This is a genomic window from Pseudomonas chaetocerotis (genome assembly GCF_015712105.2).
GTDB classification, from domain to species: domain Bacteria; phylum Pseudomonadota; class Gammaproteobacteria; order Pseudomonadales; family Pseudomonadaceae; genus Aquipseudomonas; species Aquipseudomonas chaetocerotis.
Window position 1 is genome coordinate 89,086 of sequence record NZ_JACFYX020000002.1, and the last position, 20,551, is coordinate 109,636.

18 protein-coding genes are annotated in these 20,551 nt (G+C 64.6%); 12 read left to right on the forward strand and 6 right to left on the reverse strand.

Features of this window, described 5'->3' with window-relative positions; genetic code table 11:
- The first annotated feature begins 282 nt into the window (after positions 1-282).
- Both H3221_RS04410 and H3221_RS04415 read left to right on the forward strand, forming a co-directional pair.
- Positions 283-990 carry a DUF1266 domain-containing protein gene (locus H3221_RS04410; RefSeq protein ID WP_196475607.1) on the forward strand — a complete coding sequence of 236 codons (708 nt, stop codon included), beginning with the start codon at positions 283-285 and terminating at the stop codon, positions 988-990.
- Entirely contained in the window at positions 987-3,647 is a 2,661-nt protein-coding gene (locus H3221_RS04415) for a DUF805 domain-containing protein (RefSeq protein WP_196475606.1), read from the forward strand. Before H3221_RS04410 ends, H3221_RS04415 begins: the two co-directional genes overlap by 4 nt.
- A gap of 72 nt (positions 3,648-3,719) precedes the next feature.
- Here the strand turns inward: H3221_RS04415 and H3221_RS04420 are convergent, their stop codons facing one another.
- Positions 3,720-5,387, reverse strand: a complete 1,668-nt coding sequence (locus H3221_RS04420; RefSeq protein WP_196475605.1) for a molecular chaperone HscC — start codon at positions 5,385-5,387, stop codon at positions 3,720-3,722.
- Between the two features lie 118 nt (positions 5,388-5,505).
- Here H3221_RS04420 and uvrD point away from each other — a divergent pair, with 118 nt between their 5' ends.
- The 5 genes from uvrD (at position 5,506) to H3221_RS04445 (ending at position 11,687) form a co-directional block, all read left to right on the forward strand.
- Entirely contained in the window at positions 5,506-7,689 is a 2,184-nt protein-coding gene (uvrD, locus tag H3221_RS04425; RefSeq protein WP_196475604.1) for a DNA helicase II, read from the forward strand.
- Positions 7,690-7,712: 23 nt separating this feature from the next.
- Entirely contained in the window at positions 7,713-8,807 is a 1,095-nt protein-coding gene (locus H3221_RS04430) for a TRAP transporter substrate-binding protein (protein WP_196475603.1), read from the forward strand.
- A 53-nt stretch (positions 8,808-8,860) separates the two neighbouring features.
- Complete coding sequence (locus H3221_RS04435) at positions 8,861-9,943, forward strand: TRAP transporter substrate-binding protein (protein WP_196475602.1); 1,083 nt, start codon at positions 8,861-8,863, stop codon at positions 9,941-9,943.
- Between the two features lie 152 nt (positions 9,944-10,095).
- Complete coding sequence (locus tag H3221_RS04440) at positions 10,096-10,677, forward strand: TetR/AcrR family transcriptional regulator (protein WP_196475601.1); 582 nt, start codon at positions 10,096-10,098, stop codon at positions 10,675-10,677.
- A gap of 155 nt (positions 10,678-10,832) precedes the next feature.
- Complete coding sequence (locus tag H3221_RS04445; protein ID WP_196475671.1) at positions 10,833-11,687, forward strand: Tim44 domain-containing protein; 855 nt, start codon at positions 10,833-10,835, stop codon at positions 11,685-11,687.
- Positions 11,688-11,788: 101 nt separating this feature from the next.
- Here H3221_RS04445 and H3221_RS04450 read toward each other — a convergent pair whose 3' ends face one another.
- The gene (locus H3221_RS04450; RefSeq protein WP_196475600.1) at positions 11,789-12,259 is read right to left on the reverse strand and encodes a GNAT family N-acetyltransferase; all 471 of its coding nucleotides are present in this window, start codon (positions 12,257-12,259) and stop codon (positions 11,789-11,791) included.
- A 105-nt stretch (positions 12,260-12,364) separates the two neighbouring features.
- On the opposite strand from H3221_RS04450, the gene H3221_RS04455 reads away from it, so the two are divergent.
- A complete protein-coding gene (locus H3221_RS04455; RefSeq protein ID WP_017676192.1) occupies positions 12,365-12,772 on the forward strand; it encodes an SMI1/KNR4 family protein in 408 nt (135 codons plus the stop codon).
- Between the two features lie 173 nt (positions 12,773-12,945).
- Here H3221_RS04455 and H3221_RS04460 read toward each other — a convergent pair whose 3' ends face one another.
- Positions 12,946-13,599, reverse strand: a complete 654-nt coding sequence (locus H3221_RS04460) for a GntR family transcriptional regulator (RefSeq protein ID WP_196475599.1) — start codon at positions 13,597-13,599, stop codon at positions 12,946-12,948.
- 247 nt (positions 13,600-13,846) lie between these two features.
- Between H3221_RS04460 and H3221_RS04465 the strand changes: the two genes are divergently transcribed.
- Together H3221_RS04465 and H3221_RS04470 are read left to right on the forward strand one after the other, a co-directional pair.
- The gene (locus H3221_RS04465) at positions 13,847-15,241 is read left to right on the forward strand and encodes an aspartate aminotransferase family protein (RefSeq protein ID WP_196475598.1); all 1,395 of its coding nucleotides are present in this window, start codon (positions 13,847-13,849) and stop codon (positions 15,239-15,241) included.
- Positions 15,242-15,462: 221 nt separating this feature from the next.
- Positions 15,463-16,830, forward strand: a complete 1,368-nt coding sequence (locus H3221_RS04470) for a glutamine synthetase family protein (RefSeq protein WP_196475597.1) — start codon at positions 15,463-15,465, stop codon at positions 16,828-16,830.
- A gap of 33 nt (positions 16,831-16,863) precedes the next feature.
- Here the strand turns inward: H3221_RS04470 and H3221_RS04475 are convergent, their stop codons facing one another.
- Positions 16,864-18,111, reverse strand: a complete 1,248-nt coding sequence (locus H3221_RS04475; RefSeq protein WP_196475596.1) for a hypothetical protein — start codon at positions 18,109-18,111, stop codon at positions 16,864-16,866.
- Complete coding sequence (locus H3221_RS04480; protein ID WP_196475595.1) at positions 18,111-18,821, reverse strand: tetratricopeptide repeat protein; 711 nt, start codon at positions 18,819-18,821, stop codon at positions 18,111-18,113. The genes H3221_RS04475 and H3221_RS04480 overlap by 1 nt, the downstream gene beginning before the upstream one ends.
- Positions 18,822-18,913: 92 nt before the next feature.
- On the opposite strand from H3221_RS04480, the gene H3221_RS04485 reads away from it, so the two are divergent.
- A complete protein-coding gene (locus H3221_RS04485; RefSeq protein ID WP_196475594.1) occupies positions 18,914-19,405 on the forward strand; it encodes an acyl-CoA thioesterase in 492 nt (163 codons plus the stop codon).
- Positions 19,406-19,432: 27 nt separating this feature from the next.
- Here H3221_RS04485 and H3221_RS04490 read toward each other — a convergent pair whose 3' ends face one another.
- The gene (locus tag H3221_RS04490; protein ID WP_196475593.1) at positions 19,433-19,966 is read right to left on the reverse strand and encodes a TFIIB-type zinc ribbon-containing protein; all 534 of its coding nucleotides are present in this window, start codon (positions 19,964-19,966) and stop codon (positions 19,433-19,435) included.
- Between the two features lie 122 nt (positions 19,967-20,088).
- Between H3221_RS04490 and H3221_RS04495 the strand changes: the two genes are divergently transcribed.
- Positions 20,089-20,484 carry a DUF3301 domain-containing protein gene (locus tag H3221_RS04495; RefSeq protein WP_196475592.1) on the forward strand — a complete coding sequence of 132 codons (396 nt, stop codon included), beginning with the start codon at positions 20,089-20,091 and terminating at the stop codon, positions 20,482-20,484.
- Positions 20,485-20,551 lie beyond the last annotated feature (67 nt).

Genomic DNA, 20,551 nt, shown 5'->3' on the forward strand with positions numbered 1-20,551 from the left:
TTTTCGGCCCCCTCAACCCTGACGTCGCCGGAGAATACCCGAGACAGACGCCGTGCCCAACAGCGATGTGGGCAATTTCAAGGCTTGGCGCCTGACTGGCGGCGCCAGTGCTGGCCTTTTGCCTGACTACAACTACCCTTTGCAGCCTGACCCGCCGGTCGTCGGCTGCTCGGCGCATTTTCCGACGGTTCACCCACAACCCCCACGAGCGACTTGCGGCGCCCCCGCAACAGCTCCTAGGATGGGCACCCTCCGCACTCAGGGAAGCACGGCCAAACGCCCATGGATGACTTGCAACAACGCTGGCTCTTTGCCCTTTCCGCGCCGATGGTGGCGATCAACACCCACTCGGGCGCGCAATACGGGCAGCCTGATTTCTATCCGGACAGCGAGTTCGTCGACCTCAGCGAGTCCTGGGATATCGCGGATCGCCCCGCACTTCTGGCGATGATCCAACGCATGACCGACGACGGCCATGCACGCGATCTGAGCGGCGCCTACTGGGATAACGCGCGCCTGCTACCGGGCGAATGGCAGGCGCTGGTCGACAGCCTCGACGAAGGCCAACGGGTGGCCTATCGCTACGTCGCCGACACCATACTGGTCTGCGGCTCCGGTGGCATCCGCGCCTGGGACCTGGGGCGCATGAGCTTTCTCGCCCGCATCGGTCAGTTGAACGGCTGGCTGAGCCTCGAGGAAAACCTCTGGCTGCATAGTCGCCTGAGCCTGCGGGCGCGCTACTACTACCAGGGCTGGCACAGCTATCTGGCCGGTTTTCTCATCGGCCGCTGCTACTGGAACTGCCTGGGCCACGAGCAACCGGACGAACAGGCGCTGTGCATCAGCCGTCAGGGCAGTGACCCGACGCACCGCGCCCTGGTGCGCGAACTGACACTGAGCCCGGCCGCCGGATTCGACCAATTGCCCTGGGACATGGAACTGGATCTGCCGGAAAAACCGGCATCGCTGGAGGCGTTCGACTGGTCATGAGTTGCTGGGAACACCTCGGCATAGCGCCGACTGACGATCAGAACAGCATCCGCAGCGCCTATCGCGCACGCCTGCCCGACGTCCACCCGGAGCGCGACCCCGAGGGCTTCCAGGCCCTGCGCGGCGCCTACGAGGACGCTCTGCGCCAGGCCCGCGGCGAAGTCCCGGCGACAAGCGAACGGAGCGCACCACCCAGCGCCAGTGAACAGGCCGTGCAACAGTTCGTCGAACTGCTGCAGGACGCCGGCCGGCGCTTTCGACCCGAAGCCTGGCAGGACTACTGCCGGATGCTCGACCAGTTGCCGCTCGACGTACTTGAAGGTCTCGATGGCTCGCTGCGCGGTCTGCTGCTGAGCAACGGGCCGCTGTCGCATCGCTGCGTGAACCTGCTCACCGAGCGCATGGCCTGGGCCAATCGCCTGATGCAAATGCCCTTCGAGGAAGCCGAGGCACTGGATCAGTTGCTCCAGCGCATCGCCGAACCCGACCCGTTCGACCTCGCCAGCCTGTCCGAGTGGCCGACCGTCGCGCAGGTGGAAAACCTCTGGTACGTGCGCACCCTGGAGCATCTGTTCAGGAACCGGCCACTGCAGGAATTTCGTGGCTGGTGCTCGCTGCACCTGTGCCTGCCAATGCCGGCCGACCCGGACTACTATCCGCGCCTGTATCGCCAGTGCACCCTGGCCGGGGTGGCCCTGGGCGGTGCCCTGGAGCACTACCAGGCGCTGCATGACGAGACACCCGACGACCTCGACATCCAGTACCTGCTGGCGCTGCAGAAGCAGCACCATGACCTGGACGCCCTCGACCTGTGGACGCGTCTGTGGCATGAACGCGAGATACCCGAGGCGGCCGCCTGGATGCTGGCCTGGTGCGCTCATCACTCGCCTGAACGCCTGCCGCTGCTGATCCTGGCGTTCAACCGCAGCCAGATCGAGCTTGGTCATGAGCATCCGCTCGACGCCTATCAGTTAGCCGATGGCGAGCCCGCCCAGACGCCGCAAACCCTGGCGCGCTGGCAGCGCGCCGCCGTCAGCGAACTGCCGCCGCTGGCGCGCACGTTCATCGCCTGGCAGATGGGGGACAGCGAGTGGCCATTCCTTGCCGAGTTGCTCGGCGCTGCGGACACGCCGCTCACGCGGCTCTATCGCCAGGCCTGGCTGCTGCAACGTGGCGACGACAGTGACCTAGAACACCTGCTGAACCTGCAGACCGGCGACCATCCGCTCGATGCCGTGCTGGTGCAGGGGCTACAGCACCACGCCCGGCAACAGCGCCAGTGGCTGCGCGAATCGCCTGCGCTGCAGGCGCTGCAACAGGCATCGAGCAGCCCAGGCGCGAAACTGCCGCAGGCGCTCGGTGACAACACCGTGGCTCGTGCCCAGATGTTGCGCGGGCTCAGGCGCTTGCGCCGATACGACGAGGCGACGCTGCAACGCCTGGGCGAACTGCTCGCGCCACTGCCAGGCTGGTTGCTGCCGCCCTGCCTGCAGTTGCAAATGGCCCTGCAGCGCAGCGGTCGCAGCCTGCCAGAGCTTCCCGACGATGGCGACGCTCGCTGGCACTGGCAGCGCCAGACACTGTTGCTGCTGGGCCTGCTGGAACAGCCTGAACAATGGCTGGAGCAACTGGATCAAACTCTCGCCGACCTGCCCACCGATGCCGAGCATCCGGCCCACGAGGCCAAGGCGCAGTTGCTGGCGAATACCACCACGCCTCGTCGCTGGCTGCTGGATCTCGACGAAGCTGATCCACTGCAAGGGTTGATCGCCGCCGGGCAGGTCAGCCCGGACATTCTCCTCGGCAGCCCGCGTCTGCCGTCGGTCGCCCGTATCGGAGCCTGCGCCGAGCAACACAGCCACGAGCTGGCAGGCGACCCGTTCGGTCAGATGCTGCTCGACGCCCTGCTCCATCACGACCCGGATCTGCCGCAAGAGGAACGCAACCTGGCCTTGCAACGGCTGCTGGCGTTCACCTGCCCTGGCACCTGGTTCGAGCCCTTCCGCGAGGGACTGGTCAAGGGCCGACCACAGAACCTGGCGCAATCGATCTGCACCGATAACGGGCTGGTGTTCGCCACCATGCAGGCGATCTTCGATGGCATGCGCGATCTGCTCGGCGGCGCCAAACCGCATCTGCCCTCGACCAGCCAGTTGCGCAAGTTGCAGCAGGCCAAGGACTCCAGCGCCACACCGACGGCCGTCCGCCTGGCGATCACCTTGCTGCTGTCGCGTTGTGAGCGCCTGCTACCCAAGCACGCGCCGGCCACCTGGCGTTCACAGTGGCAGATATGGCGACTGGGCGGACGCCTGAACCGGATCAACTTCACCCTGCAGACTCTGGCCCTGGCAGGGGCCGCACTGCCACTGAGCTTACTTGTCGACAAACTCAGCAGCGACCTGGCGCTGGCGGTGCTCGCCGGCGCCGTCCTCGTCCTGATCACCTGCATGCTGCGTCGGCTGCATGACATGAGCCGTGGCGTGGGTACGTTACTGATGTTGCTGCTGGGCAGCTTCATGCTGCCCTACATGCTGCTGGTGCTGTTCTTCTGGCCCAGCGACCCATTGCCCAACCGTTACGGCCCGCCCGGGGGCAAGGCGGCCAGCACACAGGGCCTGCAGGCGCGCCTGCGGCGCCTGAACGGGGTCAGGGACTGAATCTCGTCAGGCTCGCGGGGACGCTTCGCTACACTTGGCGCACCCTGCGAGGCCTTCGGAGCACCCGCCGGGTCAGAAGCGCAGCGCGTCCAGCGCCTGCTCCAGACGCTCACGCGCGGCAGTGATCGGCTGCTCCTGCTGGGCGCCGAGCACGCTCTGAAACTCGTCCAGCCACTGACCGATCTGCTCGCGCTCAGTACCCAGGGTCTGCATCCAGGCACGCTCCAGGCGGGCCAGAAGGGTACGGTTGTGCAGCGTGTCACGCGGATGAATCTTCAGGCTGGCCAAGCGCGCCTGGCTGGCGGCACGCGCCTCGGCACTCAGCCCGGTGGGGCTGCGGTCGATCACGTGGCCATGGCGCTGGCCACTCTCCAGGGTCACGTCCACTTCCAGCAAACCGTTGATGTCGTAGCTGAAACGCACGTCCAGCGCCTGCACCTGGCCGGTCTGGGTCAACTTCACCTCGAAGGCGTCTACGAAGATGTTGTCGCGCACCCAGGGACGCTCGCCCTGATAAACCTCGATGCGGATGTATTCCTGCTGCGCGTGGGTGGTGTAGTAGCGCTGCACGCGCGACGCCGGGATCACCGTGTTGCGCTCGATGATCGGCGAGAAGGCGCCCGGCTGCTCATCGCTGCGCCGCGAGGAAATACCCAGCGTGTAGGGGCAGACATCGGTGAGGATGATCTCCTCGATGGCCCGGTCGCGCGCCTTGCACGCCGCCTGCGCGGCGGCGCCGAGGGCAACGATGGTGTCCGGGTCGAGGTGACGATAGGGCAAGCGGCCGAACAAGGTGGCGACCAGTTGCTGCACCACGCTCATGCGCGTGGCACCGCCGACCAGCACCAGGCTGTCCAGATCACGTGGGTTGAGCCGCGCATCGCGCAGCGCCTGCTCGATGGGCTGGCGCAGGCGTGCCAGCAGCGGCGCCCAGATCTGCTGCGCGCGGGCGTCGTCCAGCGGCCACTGGCGGCCATTCCACTCGAGCGTCTGCGGCCCTTCGGCAAGACGTCGCTTGAGCTGCTCCAGCGCATCTTCGAGGCTGGCCAGGGCCTGGCCGTCCAGCTCGCTGCGCGACAGCCCCCAATCGCCCAGGCAGGCCTTGAGCAGGGCTTCGGTGAAATCCTCACCGCCGAGGAAGTTGTCACCGGTGGAAGCATGCACCTCGATCAACGGCAGGGAGTATTCCAGCACGGTGACGTCGAAGGTGCCGCCGCCCAGGTCGAAGATCAGCGTGCGCTCGAACTGCTGCTCATGCAGCCCATAAGCCATGGCCGCTGCGGTGGGTTCGTTGATCAGGCGCTCGACGCGCAGCCCGGCCAGCTCGGCGGCGAATACCGTACGTTTGCGCTGTTCGTCGCTGAAATAGGCCGGTACCGAGATCACCGCCGCGCTCACCGGCACCCCGAGATACGCCTCGGCGTCCGCCTTGAGCGAGCCCAGCATCAGCGCCGACAGTTCTTCCGGCGTGAACTGGCGATCGCCCAGGGTGAAGCGTTTGTCGCTGCCCATGAAGCGCTTGAAGGCGGCCACGCTGCGCAATGGATGGGTGGTCAGGCGCGCCCGGGCGGCAGCGCCGACGAGAATGCTGCCGTCCTCGTCCAGGCTCACCGCCGAGGGGGTCAGTACATCGCCGAGCGCATTGGGGATCAATTCGGCTCGCCCGTCACGCCAGACGGCGATCAGGCTGTTGGTGGTGCCCAGATCAATGCCCAGCAGCGGGCTGTCACCAGTCGACATTGCTATCGCGACTCCCTCAAATCCATTGAAGGGCGCAGTCTACCCCGCACACGGGCCCCGGCAAACTGCCTCGTCGCTGGCGTTTGCCCTACCCTGCAGCGCCCCCTAGAATGCCGCGATGCAAAACGACCTCGATCACAGACTCACGACCCTCAATCCCGCCCAGCACCATGCGGTTACCACGCCGCCTGGTCATCAGCTGGTGCTGGCCGGTGCCGGCTCGGGCAAGACCCGCGTGCTGGTGCACCGCATCGCCTTCCTGATCCAGCGCCTGGACGTCTCGCCGCACAGCATCCTGTCGGTGACCTTCACCAACAAGGCGGCCGCCGAGATGCGCCACCGCATCGAAGACGTGCTGGGCCACGCCCCTGCCGGCATGTGGGTCGGCACCTTCCACGGCCTGGCTCACCGCCTGTTGCGTGCGCACTGGAAAGAAGCAGGACTGGCCGAGAACTTCCAGATTCTCGACTCCGACGATCAGCAACGCCTGATCAAGCGAGTGATCCGCGACCTCGGTCTCGATGAACAGCGCTGGCCGGCCAAGCAGGCGCAGTGGTTCATCAACGGGCAAAAGGACGAGGGCATCCGCCCGCAAGGCATCCAGGCCAGCGGCGATCTGTTCCTGGCCACCATGCGCAGCATCTATGAAGCCTACGAGGCGGCCTGTGCGCGCACCGGCGTCATCGACTTCGCCGAGCTGCTGCTGCGTGCCCTCGATCTGTGGCGCGACAACGCCGGGCTGCTGGAGCACTACCAGCGTCGCTTCCGCCATATCCTGGTCGACGAGTTCCAGGACACCAACGCCGTGCAATACGCCTGGCTGCGCTTTCTGGCCAAGGGCGGCGAGAGTCTGATGGTGGTGGGCGACGACGATCAGTCGATCTATGGCTGGCGCGGCGCGAAGATCGAGAACATCCAGCAGTTCGACAGCGATTTCGCTGATGCCGAGATCATACGTCTGGAGCAGAACTACCGCTCCACCGCGAACATCCTCAATGCCGCCAACGCGCTGATCGCCAACAACCAGGGACGCCTCGGCAAGGAGCTGCGCACCGACGTCGGTGATGGCGAGCCGCTGGCCCTGTACGCTGCTTTCAACGAGCATGACGAAGCGCGCTACGTGGTGGAAACCATCGAGGACGCCCTGCGCAAGGACGGCCTCAAGCGCAGCGAGATCGCCATTCTCTATCGCTCCAACGCCCAGTCGCGGGTGCTGGAAGAGGCGCTGCTGCGCGAAAAGATCCCCTATCGCATCTACGGCGGTCAGCGCTTCTTCGAGCGCGCCGAAATCAAGAACGCCATGGCCTACCTGCGCCTGCTCGACGGGCGCGGCAACGATGCAGCGCTGGAGCGCATCATCAACGTGCCAGCACGCGGCATCGGCGAGAAGACCATCGAGACCATCCGCGAGTACGCCCGCGCCCATGACGTGCACATGTGGGAGGCGATTCGCCTGATGCTGGCGGTCAAGGCGCTGCCTGGCCGCGCCTCGGGCGCACTGACCGGGTTCATCGAACTGATCGACGGCCTGGCCGAGCAGGTGCTTGCCATGCCGCTGCACCAGATGACCCAGGTGGTCGTCGAAAAGAGCGGCCTGCTCGCCTACCACGAAGCGGAAAAAGGCGAGAAAGGTCAGGCCCGGGTCGAGAACCTGGAGGAACTGGTCAGCGCCGCACGCGCCTTCGAGAACGATGAAGACGACGAGCTGACCCCGTTGCAGGCCTTCCTCACCCACGCCTCGCTGGAGGCCGGGGACACCCAGGCCGCCGAGAACGAAGACAGTATTCAACTGATGACCCTGCACAGCGCCAAGGGCCTGGAATTCCCCCTGGTGTTCCTGGTTGGCATGGAAGAGGGTCTGTTCCCGCACAAGATGAGCCTGGAAGAACCGGGCCGATTGGAAGAAGAACGCCGCCTGGCCTATGTCGGCATTACCCGTGCCATGCAGAAGCTGGTGATCAGCTACGCCGAAACACGGCGTCTCTACGGTAGCGAGACCTATAACAAGGTGTCGCGCTTTGTCCGCGAAATCCCCGCACCGCTGATTCAGGAAGTACGCCTGAGCAACAGTGTCAGCCGCCCGATGAGCACCAGCTCGATGGGTGGCGGCAGCCTGTTCGCCGGCAGTGCCATACCGCAAACGCCCTTCAACCTGGGTCAGCGCGTACGTCACAGCCTGTTCGGCGAGGGCACCATCCTCAATTTCGAGGGTGCTGGTGCCCAGGCGCGGGTCCAAGTGAATTTCGAAAACGAAGGCAGTAAATGGCTGATGCTGGCGTATGCCAAGCTGGAAGCCTATTAGCACACCGTATCTGGAGATAATCGATGAATCGCCGCAATCTGTTCGGCGCTGTACTGGCTCTGATCGCCGCCATCGGCCTGGTTGGCTGCAAAGAAGACAAGCCTGCCACCCAGCAGGCCGCTGCCAAGCCGGCAGAAGCCATCCACTGGAAGATGGTCACCTCCTGGCCGAAGAACTTCCCCGGCCTGGGCACCGCTGCCGAACGCCTGGCCGAGCGTATCAATGCCATGAGCGCCGGACGCCTGACCGTCAAGGTCTACGCCGCCGGTGAGCTGGTGCCGGCGCTGGAAGTGTTCGACGCCGTATCCCGCGGCACCGCCGAGATGGGCCACGGCACACCGTACTACTGGAAGGGCAAGGTGCCGGCTGCGCAGTTCTTCAGCAGCGTGCCGTTCGGCCTGTCCACCCTGGAAATGAACGCCTGGCTGAGCAAGGGCGGCGGCCAAGCGCTGTGGGACGAGACCTACGCACCGTTCGGCGTGAAGCCGCTGTCGGCCGGCAACACCACCATGCAGATGGGTGGCTGGTTCAACAAGGAAATCAACAGCCTGGGCGACATCAAGGGCCTGAAGATCCGCATGCCGGGCCTCGGCGGCGAAGTCTGGAGCAAGCTCGGCGCGATTACCGTCAACCTGCCCGGCGGTGAAATCTTCACCTCCCTGCAGACCGGCGCCATCGATGCCACCGACTGGGTCGGCCCTTACAACGACCTGGCCTTTGGCCTGCACAAGGCGGCCAAGTACTACTACTTCCCGGGCTGGCAGGAGCCACAGGCGGTGGTCGAATCCATGGTCAACCAGAAGGCCTTCGACGCGCTGCCGGCCGACCTGCAGGCCATCGTCGTCGAAGCCGCGCGCGCCGCGACCCTGGACATGATGGACGACTACGTATTCAACAACGCCAAGGCGCTGCAAAGCCTCAAGAGTGAAGGTGTGCAGTTCAAGCGCCTGCCGGACGAGGTACTGCAGGCCATGCGCGAGCAATCTGACGTGGTGCTCGAGACCCTGGCCGCCGAAAACGACCTCAACGGTCGCATCTGGGCTTCGCAGAAGGCCTTCCTCGAAGAGGCCAGCGCCATGCAGGCACTGACCGAGAAAGAACTGTACAACTGGCGTTGAGCCAACTGAACGGGGCCTGGAAACTGGCCCCGTTTTTCATAGGGATTGTGCCCATGCGTCTTCGCTTTCTGCTCTTCCTTCCCCTGCTCGCCTTTGGCCTGATCGGCTGCAAGGACGACTCCGCGCCGGCCGACCAGGCCGCAGCCCCCGCCCAGACCTTCCACTGGAAGATGGTCACCACCTGGCCGAAGAACGCACCCGGCACCGGCACCGCAGCCGAACGCCTGGCCGAGCGCGTCAACGCCATGAGCGCCGGGCGCCTGACCATCAAGGTCTACGCCGCTGGCGAGCTGGTGCCGGCACTGGAAGTGTTCGACGCGGTATCTCGCGGTACTGCCGAGCTCGGCCACGGCACGCCCTATTACTGGAAGGGCAAGGTACCGGCCGCGCAGTTCTTCGGCGCGGTGCCCTTCGGCCTGTCCACCCTGGAGATGAATGCCTGGCTGAACAAGGGTGGGGGTCAGGCCTTGTGGGACGAAGCCTATGCGCCATTCGGCCTCAAGCCCCTGACTGCGGGCAATAGCACCATGCAGATGGGCGGCTGGTTCAACAAGGAAATCAACAGCCTGGCCGACATCAAGGGCCTGAAGATCCGCATGCCGGGGCTCGGCGGCGAAGTCTGGAGCCGCCTGGGTGCGACCACCGTGGTGATGCCGGGTGGCGAAATCTTCACAGCCCTGCAGACTGGCGCCATCGATGCCACCGACTGGGTCAGCCCCTACAACGATCTGGCCTTCGGCCTGCAAAAAGCCGCCAGGTACTACTACTACCCCGGCTGGCAGGAGCCGCAGTCGGTGCTCGAGCTGCTGATCAATCAGAAGGCCTTCGATGCACTGCCGGCCGACCTGCAGGCCATCGTCACCGAAGCAGCGCGTGCGGCGACCCAGGACATGATGGACGACTACGTCTACCACAACGCCCTGGCACTGGACGAACTGAAGAAAAGCGGCACGCTGCTCAAGCGCTTCCCCGACGAAGTGCTGCAGGCCATGCAACGTGAGAGCGAACAGGTGCTGGGCGAACTGGCCGCGCAGAGCGAGCTCAACGGCCGAATCTGGGCCTCGATGCAGGCGTTCCAGGCGCTGGCCACCTCGATGCAGGCGCTGTCGGAAAAGGAGCTGTACGACTGGCGCTGAACTGGCATTGCAGCGTAGACGGTGCGCGTGACGCATCCTACCCGTGCCTCACAACGGAGACGCAACCCAGGGCGCTCCGCGCGCACCAGCCGTCAGAGGCTCCGTTTGTCGTTCCAGGCTGCGCCTCATGCCCCGGCGGCCATACTTCCCGGATGAAACAGAAGCCGACCGACCCCGCCCGGATCCTAGATAGCGCCCTGCAACTGGCCGACGTCTGTGGCTGGGAGCGCCTGCACCTGTTCGACGTCGCCGCCGCACTCGACATTGGTCTGGACGATATCGCCCGTCACTACCGCGACAAGGACGATCTTGTGGAAGCCTGGTTCGACCGCGCCGACCAGGCCATGCTCGGCCATGCGAGAAATACTGATCTGCAGGGCCTGAACGCCGAACAACGCCTGGAAAGTTGCCTGCTGGCCTGGCTCGACAGCCTGGCAGCACATCGCGCAGTGACCGGACAGATGTTGTTGTACAAGCTCGAACCCGGGCATATCCACCTGCAGGTGCTCGGTCTGATGCGTATCAGCCGCACCGTGCAGTGGTGGCGTGAAGCCGCTGGCCGGCAAAGCCTGCACCTGCGCCGCATCGCCGAAGAAACCCTGCTCACCGGCGCCTACCTGCGCAGTTTCGTACACTGGCTGCGCCATCCCGAAGAAGATGCAGCAACCTTCCGCGCCTTTCTCCGTGGCCAACTGCGCTGCGGCCCGCTGCCTCTGCTGCTGCAACGCCGGTAGGGTGCGCCATGCGCACCGGGGCCGCTTCGATACTGAACCGGGCGCGCATGGCGCCGCCTGGAATAGGCAAAAGCCGGAAACATTCTGTCACTGGTCATGCGCCCCCGTGGCGGGCAAGATGCCGTCCAAGCTTTTCCACAAGAGAGAAAACCGTGATGCAGCGTTTCCTCAGTATCGCCATGGTGCTGTGCCTGGCACTGACCTTCAGCTTCGAAGCCCACGCCAAGCGTTTTGGCGGTGGCAAATCCTTCGGCTCCGCACCCAGCCACCAGACCCGCCAGGCCACACCGCCGGCGCAGTCCACTGCTCAGGCGCCCGGCCGCCAACAACCTGCCGCTGCCGCCAGCGGTGCTTCGCGCTGGCTCGGCCCGCTGGCCGGTCTGGCCGCCGGTGGACTGCTGGCCTCGATGTTCATGGGTGATGGTTTCGAAGGCCTGCAGATCATGGACATGCTGATCTTCGGCCTGATCGCCTTCCTGCTGTTCCGTTTCCTCGCCGCCCGTCGTGCCCGCCAGCAGCCGCAAATGGCCGCTGCCGGTGCGCCCTACCAGCGTGAAATGCCGAACGCCGACAACGCACCGGCCGCTGGCAGCAATATCTTCGGTGGTCGCCTGGCTTCGGCCACTCCGGTGATCAACGCCCCAGCCTGGTTCAACGAGCAGAGCTTCATCGCCGCCGGCCGTGAGCACTTCATGAACCTGCAGCAGCACTGGGACGCCGACGAGATGGACAAGATCGCCGAGTTCGTCACCCCGCAACTGCTGGAGTTCCTCAAGCGCGAGCGCGCCGAGCTGGGTGATGGCTTCCAGTCCACCTACATCGACGAACTCGACGTGCAGCTCGACGGCGTCGACGACAATGCCGAGAAGACCATCGCCACCCTGACGTTCAGCGGTGTCTCGAAGACCTCGCGCTTCGACCAGGGCGAGCCGTTCAGCGAAAGCTGGCGCCTGGAGCGCGCCCAGGGCGATAACCAGCCCTGGCTGATCGCTGGCATTCGTCAGAACTGATCGCTACGACGCACAAAAACCCGGGCTTGCCCGGGTTTTTCATTTCAGGACTTGCCGGTTATCGCGGCTGAAGCCGCTCCTATAGCCTGATTACCTGCCCATCACGACAGCTCTGTAACAGCCCGGCGCATGCCGATATGCGGGATGTCGTCCTCCAGATAGACCTCGGTCACCGCCACGAAACCGTAACGGCCGTAGTAGCCCTGCAGATGCGCCTGCGCCGACAGATAGACCGGCACGCCCGGCCAACGCTGGTGGCACTCGAGCAGCGCCTGCTCCATAAGCCGGTGACCCAGCCCGGTGCCACGCGCCCGCTCGGCGATCACCACCCGACCGATCACCACCTCGCCCTCCATACGCTGCGGATCGAGCAGGCGCAGATAACCCACCAACCCCGACTCGTCGCGTGCCAGCAGGTGGCAGGTGTCACCGACCAGGTCCTGGCCATCGGTTTCCAGATAGGGACAGTTCTGCTCGACCACAAACACCTGGGTACGCAGCGCCAGCAGTGCATAGAGGGTCGCGGTATCGAGTTCGCTGTGGTGCAGGCAGTGCCAGGCAAGAGATGACATAAAAGGGCTCCGCAAAAGCGCCAGTATGCAGTGACGACGACATGTTTTCATTCTGCCGGCCAGCTACTGTATAAAGCCGATCCCCCCTGATGAGGAGCCGACGCCGTGGAAGAAGTCATCGAACAGCTGCGCGAACTCAACGAGCCGGTACCGGTACCGCTGGAGCTGCCGGAAGAAGAAACCCTGGTGGAGATTCAGGAGCAGATCCTCATCCACTTACCCTTCGAGCTGCGCGAATACCTGCTCAAGGTCAGTGATGTGGTCTATGGACGCCTGGAACCAGTGACCGCCAGCGATCCGCAATCGCACACCTATCTGCCGGAAGTCGCCGCCGAAGCCTGGAGTCTGGGCCTGCCACGCGATCTGGTGCCGCTGTGCCAGGACGGCCGCGATTATTACGCCGTGGACGTGGAGGGCCAGGTCTGGCTGTGGGACGGCGACGAAGGCGAACTGACCGACGAAAGCTGGGACTCGGTCTGGCACTGGTGCCGCGACGTCTGGCTGGAGAGCTGAGAACACCTTCGCCGTAAGGTGCGCCATGCGCACCAGCCTCGCGGAAACCATCAGCATGCGCGGTGCGCGCAGCGCACCCTACACGTACTGGTGCCGCGACCTGTGGCTGGAGTCCGCGAGAGGGGCTTCAGCGGCGAGCCCCATAAAGTGAGTGACGCGAGCGAGCATCGTCCTCACACCTCGCCCTGCTCCAACGCCAGCAGGTTGAGCAGGAATCGCGCGAAATACAGCAAATCCTGCTCCATGGCCTGGCGCGCGCCCTTGGCATCGCCGGCCTCGATGGCGGCGAAGGCGTCTTCATGAAAGTCGTTGAGCCGTAGCGACAGGTCGGCGCCAGTGAACAACCGGTTGAAGAATGGTCCGATCTGCAGCCATAGCGACTCGATCGAACGCATCAGCACCGGGTTGCCGCAAGCGCCGTACAGATGCAGGTGAAACTGGCTGTTGGCGCTGAGGTAGTCCTGCACCTGGCGGGTCTCGATGGCCACATCCATGCGTTGCACGCAGTCACGCAGCAGAGCCAGGTCATCGCGGCTCAGGCGTGGCGTGGCCAACTCCACCGCCAGGCCTTCCAGCGCCAGGCGCACCTGAAAGATGTTCTCGTAGCGCTCGCGGGTCATCGAGGGGACCCGCACCGAGCGCTGCTGCTCGCCCTCCAACGCGCCCTCGGCCACTAGCCGCTGCAGGGCCGCGCGCACCGGCATCGGGCTGGTACCCCACTCGCTCGCCAAGTCGCGGATCTTCAACCGCTCTCCAGGCTGGAAGCGCCCGGCCAGAAGACCTGAGCGGATGTTCTGATACAGCTGTTCCTGCAGATTGTCAGCCATGCGCTACCTCCCTCGGTGGCGCCGGCAGTTGAGCGAGGGTCAGGCTACAGTCACGCATGAAAGGCTCCAGTGGGAAATGTGGCGAGTCTACGTCAGGAACTTATTTTGTGTGAAAAATGGCTGACCATTAAATATTTAGTGATCACAAATACAGGCTTATAGATGAAATATCCGATTATAATCAAGATATTTACTATTTTGTGATCACAAAATATCATGCGAGCAGCATTCAATCGAGGTATGCCCCATGACCACCGCCAGTGGTATCAGCCCAATCGCCGTTGACCGTTTCGTCGCGGCCGAGCGCGAACTGTTCCTGTCACGCAACCCGAAGTCCGTGGCCCTGGCCGAACGCGCCCGCCACTCGCTGTATGGCGGCGTACCGATGCACTGGATGGCCGACTGGTCAACGCCGGTGCCGCTGTTCGTCGAGCGCGCCAAGGGTGCGCGCTTCTTCGACGTGGACGGTCATGAGTACATCGACTTCTGCCTGGGCGACACTGGCACCATGTTCGGTCACTCGCCCGATCCAGTGGCCCGCGCCCTCGCCGAGCAGGCCAACAACGGCCTGACCACCATGCTGCCCGGCGAAGACGCCGTGGTCTGCGGCGAGCTGCTGGCCCAGCGCTTCGGCCTGCCGTACTGGCAGGTGACCGCCACCGCCACTGATTCCAACCGCTATGTACTGCGCTGGGCGCGCGCCATCACCGGGCGCAAGACCCTGCTGGTGTTCGACGGCTGCTACCACGGCACCGTCGACGACGTGATGGTGCGCCATCGCGATGGTCAGACCGTGCACCGCTCAGGCCTGGTCGGCCAGGCCTATGACCTGACCGAGCACAGCCGCGCCATTCCCTTCAACGATGTCGAAGCCCTGGAAGCGGCGCTGGCTCAAGGCGACGTCTGCGCCCTGCTGTGCGAGCCGGCGATGACCAACATCGGCATGGTCCTGCCCGATCCGGGCTTCATGCAGAAATGCCGCGAGCTGACGCGCCAGTACGGCAGCCTGCTGATCATCGACGAAACCCACACCATCTCCACCGATATCGGCGGCTGCACGCGTCTGTGGGGCCTCGACCCGGACTTCTTCGTGGTCGGCAAGCCCATCGCGGGTGGCGTGCCGTGCGGCATCTTCGGCTGCAGCGCGGCGATGGCCGAAGCCATGACCCAGGCACGCCTGCGCGCCAGTGAGGCAAGCCATGGTCACGGCCACAGCGGCATGGGCACCACCCTGTCGGCCAACGCCCTGGCCATGCACTGCATGCGCGCCAACCTGGAGCAGGTGATGACTCAGGCTGCCTACGACCACATGCTGCCGCTGGCTGCTCGTCTGGCCGAAGGCTTCCGTCAGTTGATCGACAAGCACGGCCTGAAGTGGTCGGTGACCGAGCTGGGTGCGCGCTGCGAATTCCAGTTCTGCGCCACGCCGCCGCGTACCGGTGCCGAGGCCGAAGCAGCGTTCCATGACGAGCTGCAGATGGCCCTGCACCTGTACCTGATCAATCGCGGCATCCTGATCACACCCTTTCACAACATGACCCTGTGCTGCCCGAGTACCACCGAGGCCAATGTGGACAAATTGATCACTATGCTCGATGCGGCCCTCACCGAGCTGCTGGCCATCCCCGGCGCCCGCGAGTAATACAGCTTGTAGGGTGGATGACGCTTTACCCATCCACCACGCGCGGTGAAACGGTGGATGAAAAGAGCGTCATCCACCCTACGCCCTTGAACATCCCCGGCGCCAGGCTCTGAACATCCCTTCTCCCTCCGGGAGAAGATGCCCAAACAGCGGATGAGGGTCTTCCCTCACCCCTAGCCCCTCTCCCAAAGGGAGAGGGGCAGAAAAGCAAGGACACCACCATGCAATTCGCCCATCCCCAGGAAGCCCGCGACTTTCTCGCCAAGCACCCAGAAGTTCGCAGCATCGAGCTGATGCTGATTGACGCCAACGGCATCCCGCGCGGCAAGCTGCTGCACCGCGACGAGCTGCTGGCCATCTACGAGAACGGCCGACCACTGCCCAGCTCGATCCTCTCGCTGACCATCCAGGGCGAGGACGTCGAGGCCAGCGGCCTGGTCTGGGAAGTGGCCGACGCCGACTGCTGGACCTATCCACTGCCCGGCAGTCTGACCCTGCAACCCTGGCGCGCGGTGCCAACCGGCCAATTGCAGGTGAGCATGCACCCGACCCAGGGCCTGCCGGCCACGCCGGGCGATCCACGCCATGTGCTGGTGCGCGCCATCGACGCGCTCAAGGCCGGCGGCTATCACCCGGTGATGGCGGTGGAGCTGGAGTTCTACCTGCTGGACAAGCAACGCGACGCCAATGGCCGCCCACAGCCGGCCGTGCAGATGAACGGTGTGCGCCCGCAGGCGCCGCAGGTCTACGGCGTGTATGAGCTGGAGCAGATGCAACCCTTCATCGACGACCTCTACGCCGCCTGCGAAGCGCAGGGCCTGCCGGTGCGCACGGCGATCTCCGAATACGCGCCGGGCCAGCTCGAACTGACCCTGGAACACCGCTTCGATGCCCTGCAGGCGGTGGACGAAGGCGTGCGCTACAAGCGTCTGGTCAAGGGTGTGGCCAATAAACATGGACTGCAGGCCTGCTTCATGGCCAAGCCGTTCGGTGATCTGGCCGGCAGCGGCATGCACATGCACGTCAGCCTGGCGGATGAACAGGGCAATAACCTGATGGCCTCGGAAGATCCCCATGGCACACCGCTGCTGCGTCACGCCATCGGCGGCATGATGGCCACGCTCGACGACGCCCTGGCGATCTTCTGTCCCAACGCCAACTCCTTCCGCCGCTTCCAGGCCAACAGCTACGCGCCGCTGGCCAAGAGCTGGGGAGTGAACAACCGCACAGTGTCATTCCGCGTGCCGGGCGGGCCGGCCAACAGCCGCCATGTCGAGCACCGCATCTGCGGCGCCGACGCCAATCCCTATCTGGCGGCGGCGGCGATCCTTGCCGGTCTCCACAAGGGTATCCGCGAGCAGATCGATCCGGGCGCGGCCATCGTCGGTAACGGCTACGAGCAGGCCCGGGAAACCCTGCCCACCGACTGGCTCACCGCGCTGCGCAACCTGGAAGGTTCGAGCTGGGCGCGCGAAGCGCTGGGCGAGGAGTTCCTCAAGGTATTCCTGGCGATCAAGTGGGCGGAGTATCGCCAGTTCATGGGCGAGGTCGGCGAGCAGGACTGGCGCTGGTATCTGAGTCACGCCTGAGTCGGCCAGGTGGATGAAAACCCTACGCTCAGCTCACAGCAGCAGGCAGCGCGCGCCGTCATCCTCCAGCATGGGACCGGCAAAGCACAGCCGGCCCTGCTCATCGAGCTGTGCTGGCTGCCCCGGATAGTAGGGGTTGTCGAAGGCGCGCAACTGCTCGGCACTTGGCGTACCTTGAGGCAGTTGGGACAGCCCCTGCAGCAGGCGACGATAAGCTTCGAGGTCCTGTAGTCGTACCGCATAGCGGCGATAGTCAGGCGCCCCAATTTCAAGCAACACGTTACCCATTGGGTTGCGCCAGCTGCGTTGCCACTGGGCAGCGGGCAACTGCTGCAGCTCCCCGACAAACACTTCAGGTGAGCGCCGCGACAGCTCGGCCGCCGGCTGATAGAACGTCAAGCTGGCATTGGTGCTCATCTGTGGACGCAGGCCCCACCGCAGCATCAGCCACTCTCCCAAGCTGTTCTCGGCCTCGGGCAACGCCTCGAAAAGTAACGCCATGCCCTGAAACTCATGCTGCAGCGGCATCAGCAGGCTGCGTTCAGCGTCATCGAATGCAGGCACACTGCTCGGCACCGGCATCAGCCCCTTACGATAGAGCACGGCCTGCCAGAACATGTTGCGCTCGACCATGCGCGCCAGAATCATCTTCGCGATCAGCGTATCAGCGCGGCGCAGTTGGCCTCGCAGCAGGTGCAGCTCCTCATCGAGACGCGCCCGAACCTGCTCACCTTCGCCCTCCTGAGCCACCTTGAGCAGTTGCAGAGTCAGCAGCTGCTGGCCACTCAGGAGGTAACGGTGCGGCGGCAACGGGGCAATGAGGCTGGCCTCCAGAAGATTGCGGTAGTCATCGAGCTGGAGAAACTCCCAGTAGCGCTCGCGCAGAAGACGCTGCTCATCCGTCTCGACCCAGCCAGACACCCCGCTCAGCAGCGTGGTCAGACAGCCCTCTTTCTCTACCGCACAGAACAAAGGTCCCTGCGGTAAGGCCAACGTGGCAACCCGCGGCTCTGCAAAGCCCTCATCCAGCGGACCGTGGCTGCGGCGCCAGTCGCGATAGGCCTGTAGCCGCGCGGCACCCAGTGCCTCTGGCGTTTGCCCAGGGTCAGCATCCAGACCATTGAGAAACACGTAGGCGCGACTCTGCCTGTCATCGACCTGAGCCTGTTCGAGCCAGGCTCGAGCGTCGGCACTCAGCGGCTCATCCCGCACCCAGGCGTAGCCACCCGCGACCAGCAGCACGGGCAGGCCCACGAGCAGCGCAACGATCCCTGTGCGCATCACCGATCCACCTTGATGTACTCGCCCGCCACACTGATACCCATGCCGCCGTAGTCCTGGCAGCTATCGGCGAACACCTCCTGCACGCGCAACTCGATGCCCTCGCGCAACAGCTGCACCGCGCAATCGCTGCCCAGGCCAGCATCCTCCAGGCGCATCTGCACGCCGTCGCCGACCAGCTTGCCATCCAGCTCGCCGATGGCGGCCGGGCCGTACTCCTCGACCCGGGCACCGGCGCGCACGGGCGAGAAACTGGCGTGATAACCGCCATTGCCGTCCTCGCTGATCTGCAGCTCGCTCCACACCGCCTGGCCGCCATAGCGCAGGTAGCGGCCCACGGGGCTGGCGCTCAGCACCGGATAATCCAGTGCCTCGGCTACCTTGCGCAGGTGCAGGCGGGTCGAGGAACCGCTTAGGTTGTTAGCCAGCGCCACGCCCAGCCAGGCGCGCGCCATACCCGCCTGACCGGCGCGCAGGTTGGCCAGGATGAGATTGTTCAGCGCCAGCTCCAACTGTGCCGTGTCGCCGTTCTCGACGCGTCGTAACTGACGTTCGAACGCTTCGATGGCCTGCTCATGGCGACCGTCCTGGTAAGCGACGCTGCCGACCTGATTGCACTGCACCACCGTGGCGCATTCTTCGGTCGCCTGCACGGCACCGGCGAGCCCCAGCAGCAGCGGTAGAGGCAGAAATTTCGAGCGGATCGGCATGGATGACATCCTTGCAATAGTGAGTGTGTATCTTGCATCCCCAACGCCAGCAGGCCTTACTCTCATAAGCCCCACACGTACTCGGAGCAACGATGGAAGCCGGAACCGCGCAACTGACGATGACCGTACTGATGACCCCGGATATGGCCAATTTCTCCGGAAATGTCCACGGTGGCACCCTGCTCAAGTACCTAGACGAGGTCGCCTACGCCTGTGCCAGCCGCTATGCCGGCTGCTACGTGGTGACCCTGTCGGTAGACCAGGTGATGTTCCGCGAACCGGTACATGTCGGTGAGCTGGTCACCTTCCTCGCCTCGGTCAACCACACCGGCCGCACGTCAATGGAGATCGGCATCAAGGTGATCACCGAGAACATTCGCGAGCGCTCGGTGCGCCACACCAACAGCTGCTTCTTCACCATGGTCGCGGTCGATGCTCATGGCCGCCCGGCACCGATCCCGGCCCTGCAACCGGATACTGCCGATGGCCTGCGCCGTCAGCGCCAGGCCAAGCAGCGCCGGCAGATTCGCGACGAGTTGCAGCAGCGCTACCAGGCGTTGAGCGACGAAAAGAACCAGGCCTAGGCGTGTAACGGGCGGGGTATCGCTCCCTCAATCGTGACCGATATAGAACAGCAGCTCGCGGCGCTGCGGATGATCCTTGAGCCAGGCACGAATCTCGTCGGCGCGGACGATGGCTTCTTCACCGGCAATGCGGCTGAAGCGCTCGCGGCGGGCCTGCTCGCTGGCCTGCTGGCGCACCTGGCGCTGCCAGGCCTCGGTGAAGATCGCCGGCATACGCTGGCTCAGCTCCAGGGCCTTGAGCAATTGCCATTCGCCGCTGTCCAGCCAGGCTTCGTCGCACGTGGCGCATAGGTCGAGACGGTTGGCGCGGGTGCCGCTGATCTGAAACTTGCTCATCAGCTTGGCGCACTTGGGGCAACTCAGGGCATGACGGGTTTCGCCCACTTCGGCCTCGGCGGCCAGCTCGGTTGACGTCTCGTGTGCTGGCTGGCGCTCGGCCCAGTCGCGATAGTGCAGCAGACTGACCAGCGTGCCTTGGCACTGTGCGCAACCATGGCCAAGCAGGCCATCTTCGAGTTTTGCCGGTTGCAGGCGACTGGTGCGGCAGGCGGGGCAATGCATGGTGACGTCCTTTTCATCTGAAGAGAGCGAACGCTAATGCAGAGCCGACACATGGGCAAGCCACGATGCTGAGAAACAGGTAGCAGATAAGCTAAGCTTTGTGTCCCCGATCTGGAGTCGCCATGATCAATCTGTTCGATGTCTTCCTGCTGATGCTGTTCGCCACTGCCTGCGCCTGGCTGTGGCGCGGCCACGGCATTCGCGAGCGTGCGCTGAGCTTCGCCAAGCAGCACTGCGCCAAACTCGATGTCGAACTGCTCGACGGCGCCGTGGCGCTGCGCCGCCTGGCCATCCAGCGTGATGCCAAAGGCCATCGCCGCCTGGCGCGACTCTATGACTTCGAATTCACCGTCACCGGTGAACAGCGCCTGCGCGGGCATATCAGCATGTTCGGTCCGCACCTGGGCCGCATCGAGCTGGAGCCTCACCCGGTGCTGGAACCACAGCCCGAACCGGTTGCGGTGCAGCAGCCGGGCAACGTCATCCGTCTGGAAGACTGGCGGCGCAAGGCGCAATAAAGCAGCGCGCGGCCTTGCCCGTAGGTGTCCTCGATAGCCGGCAAGCCGGCTCCTCCGTGATGTAAAA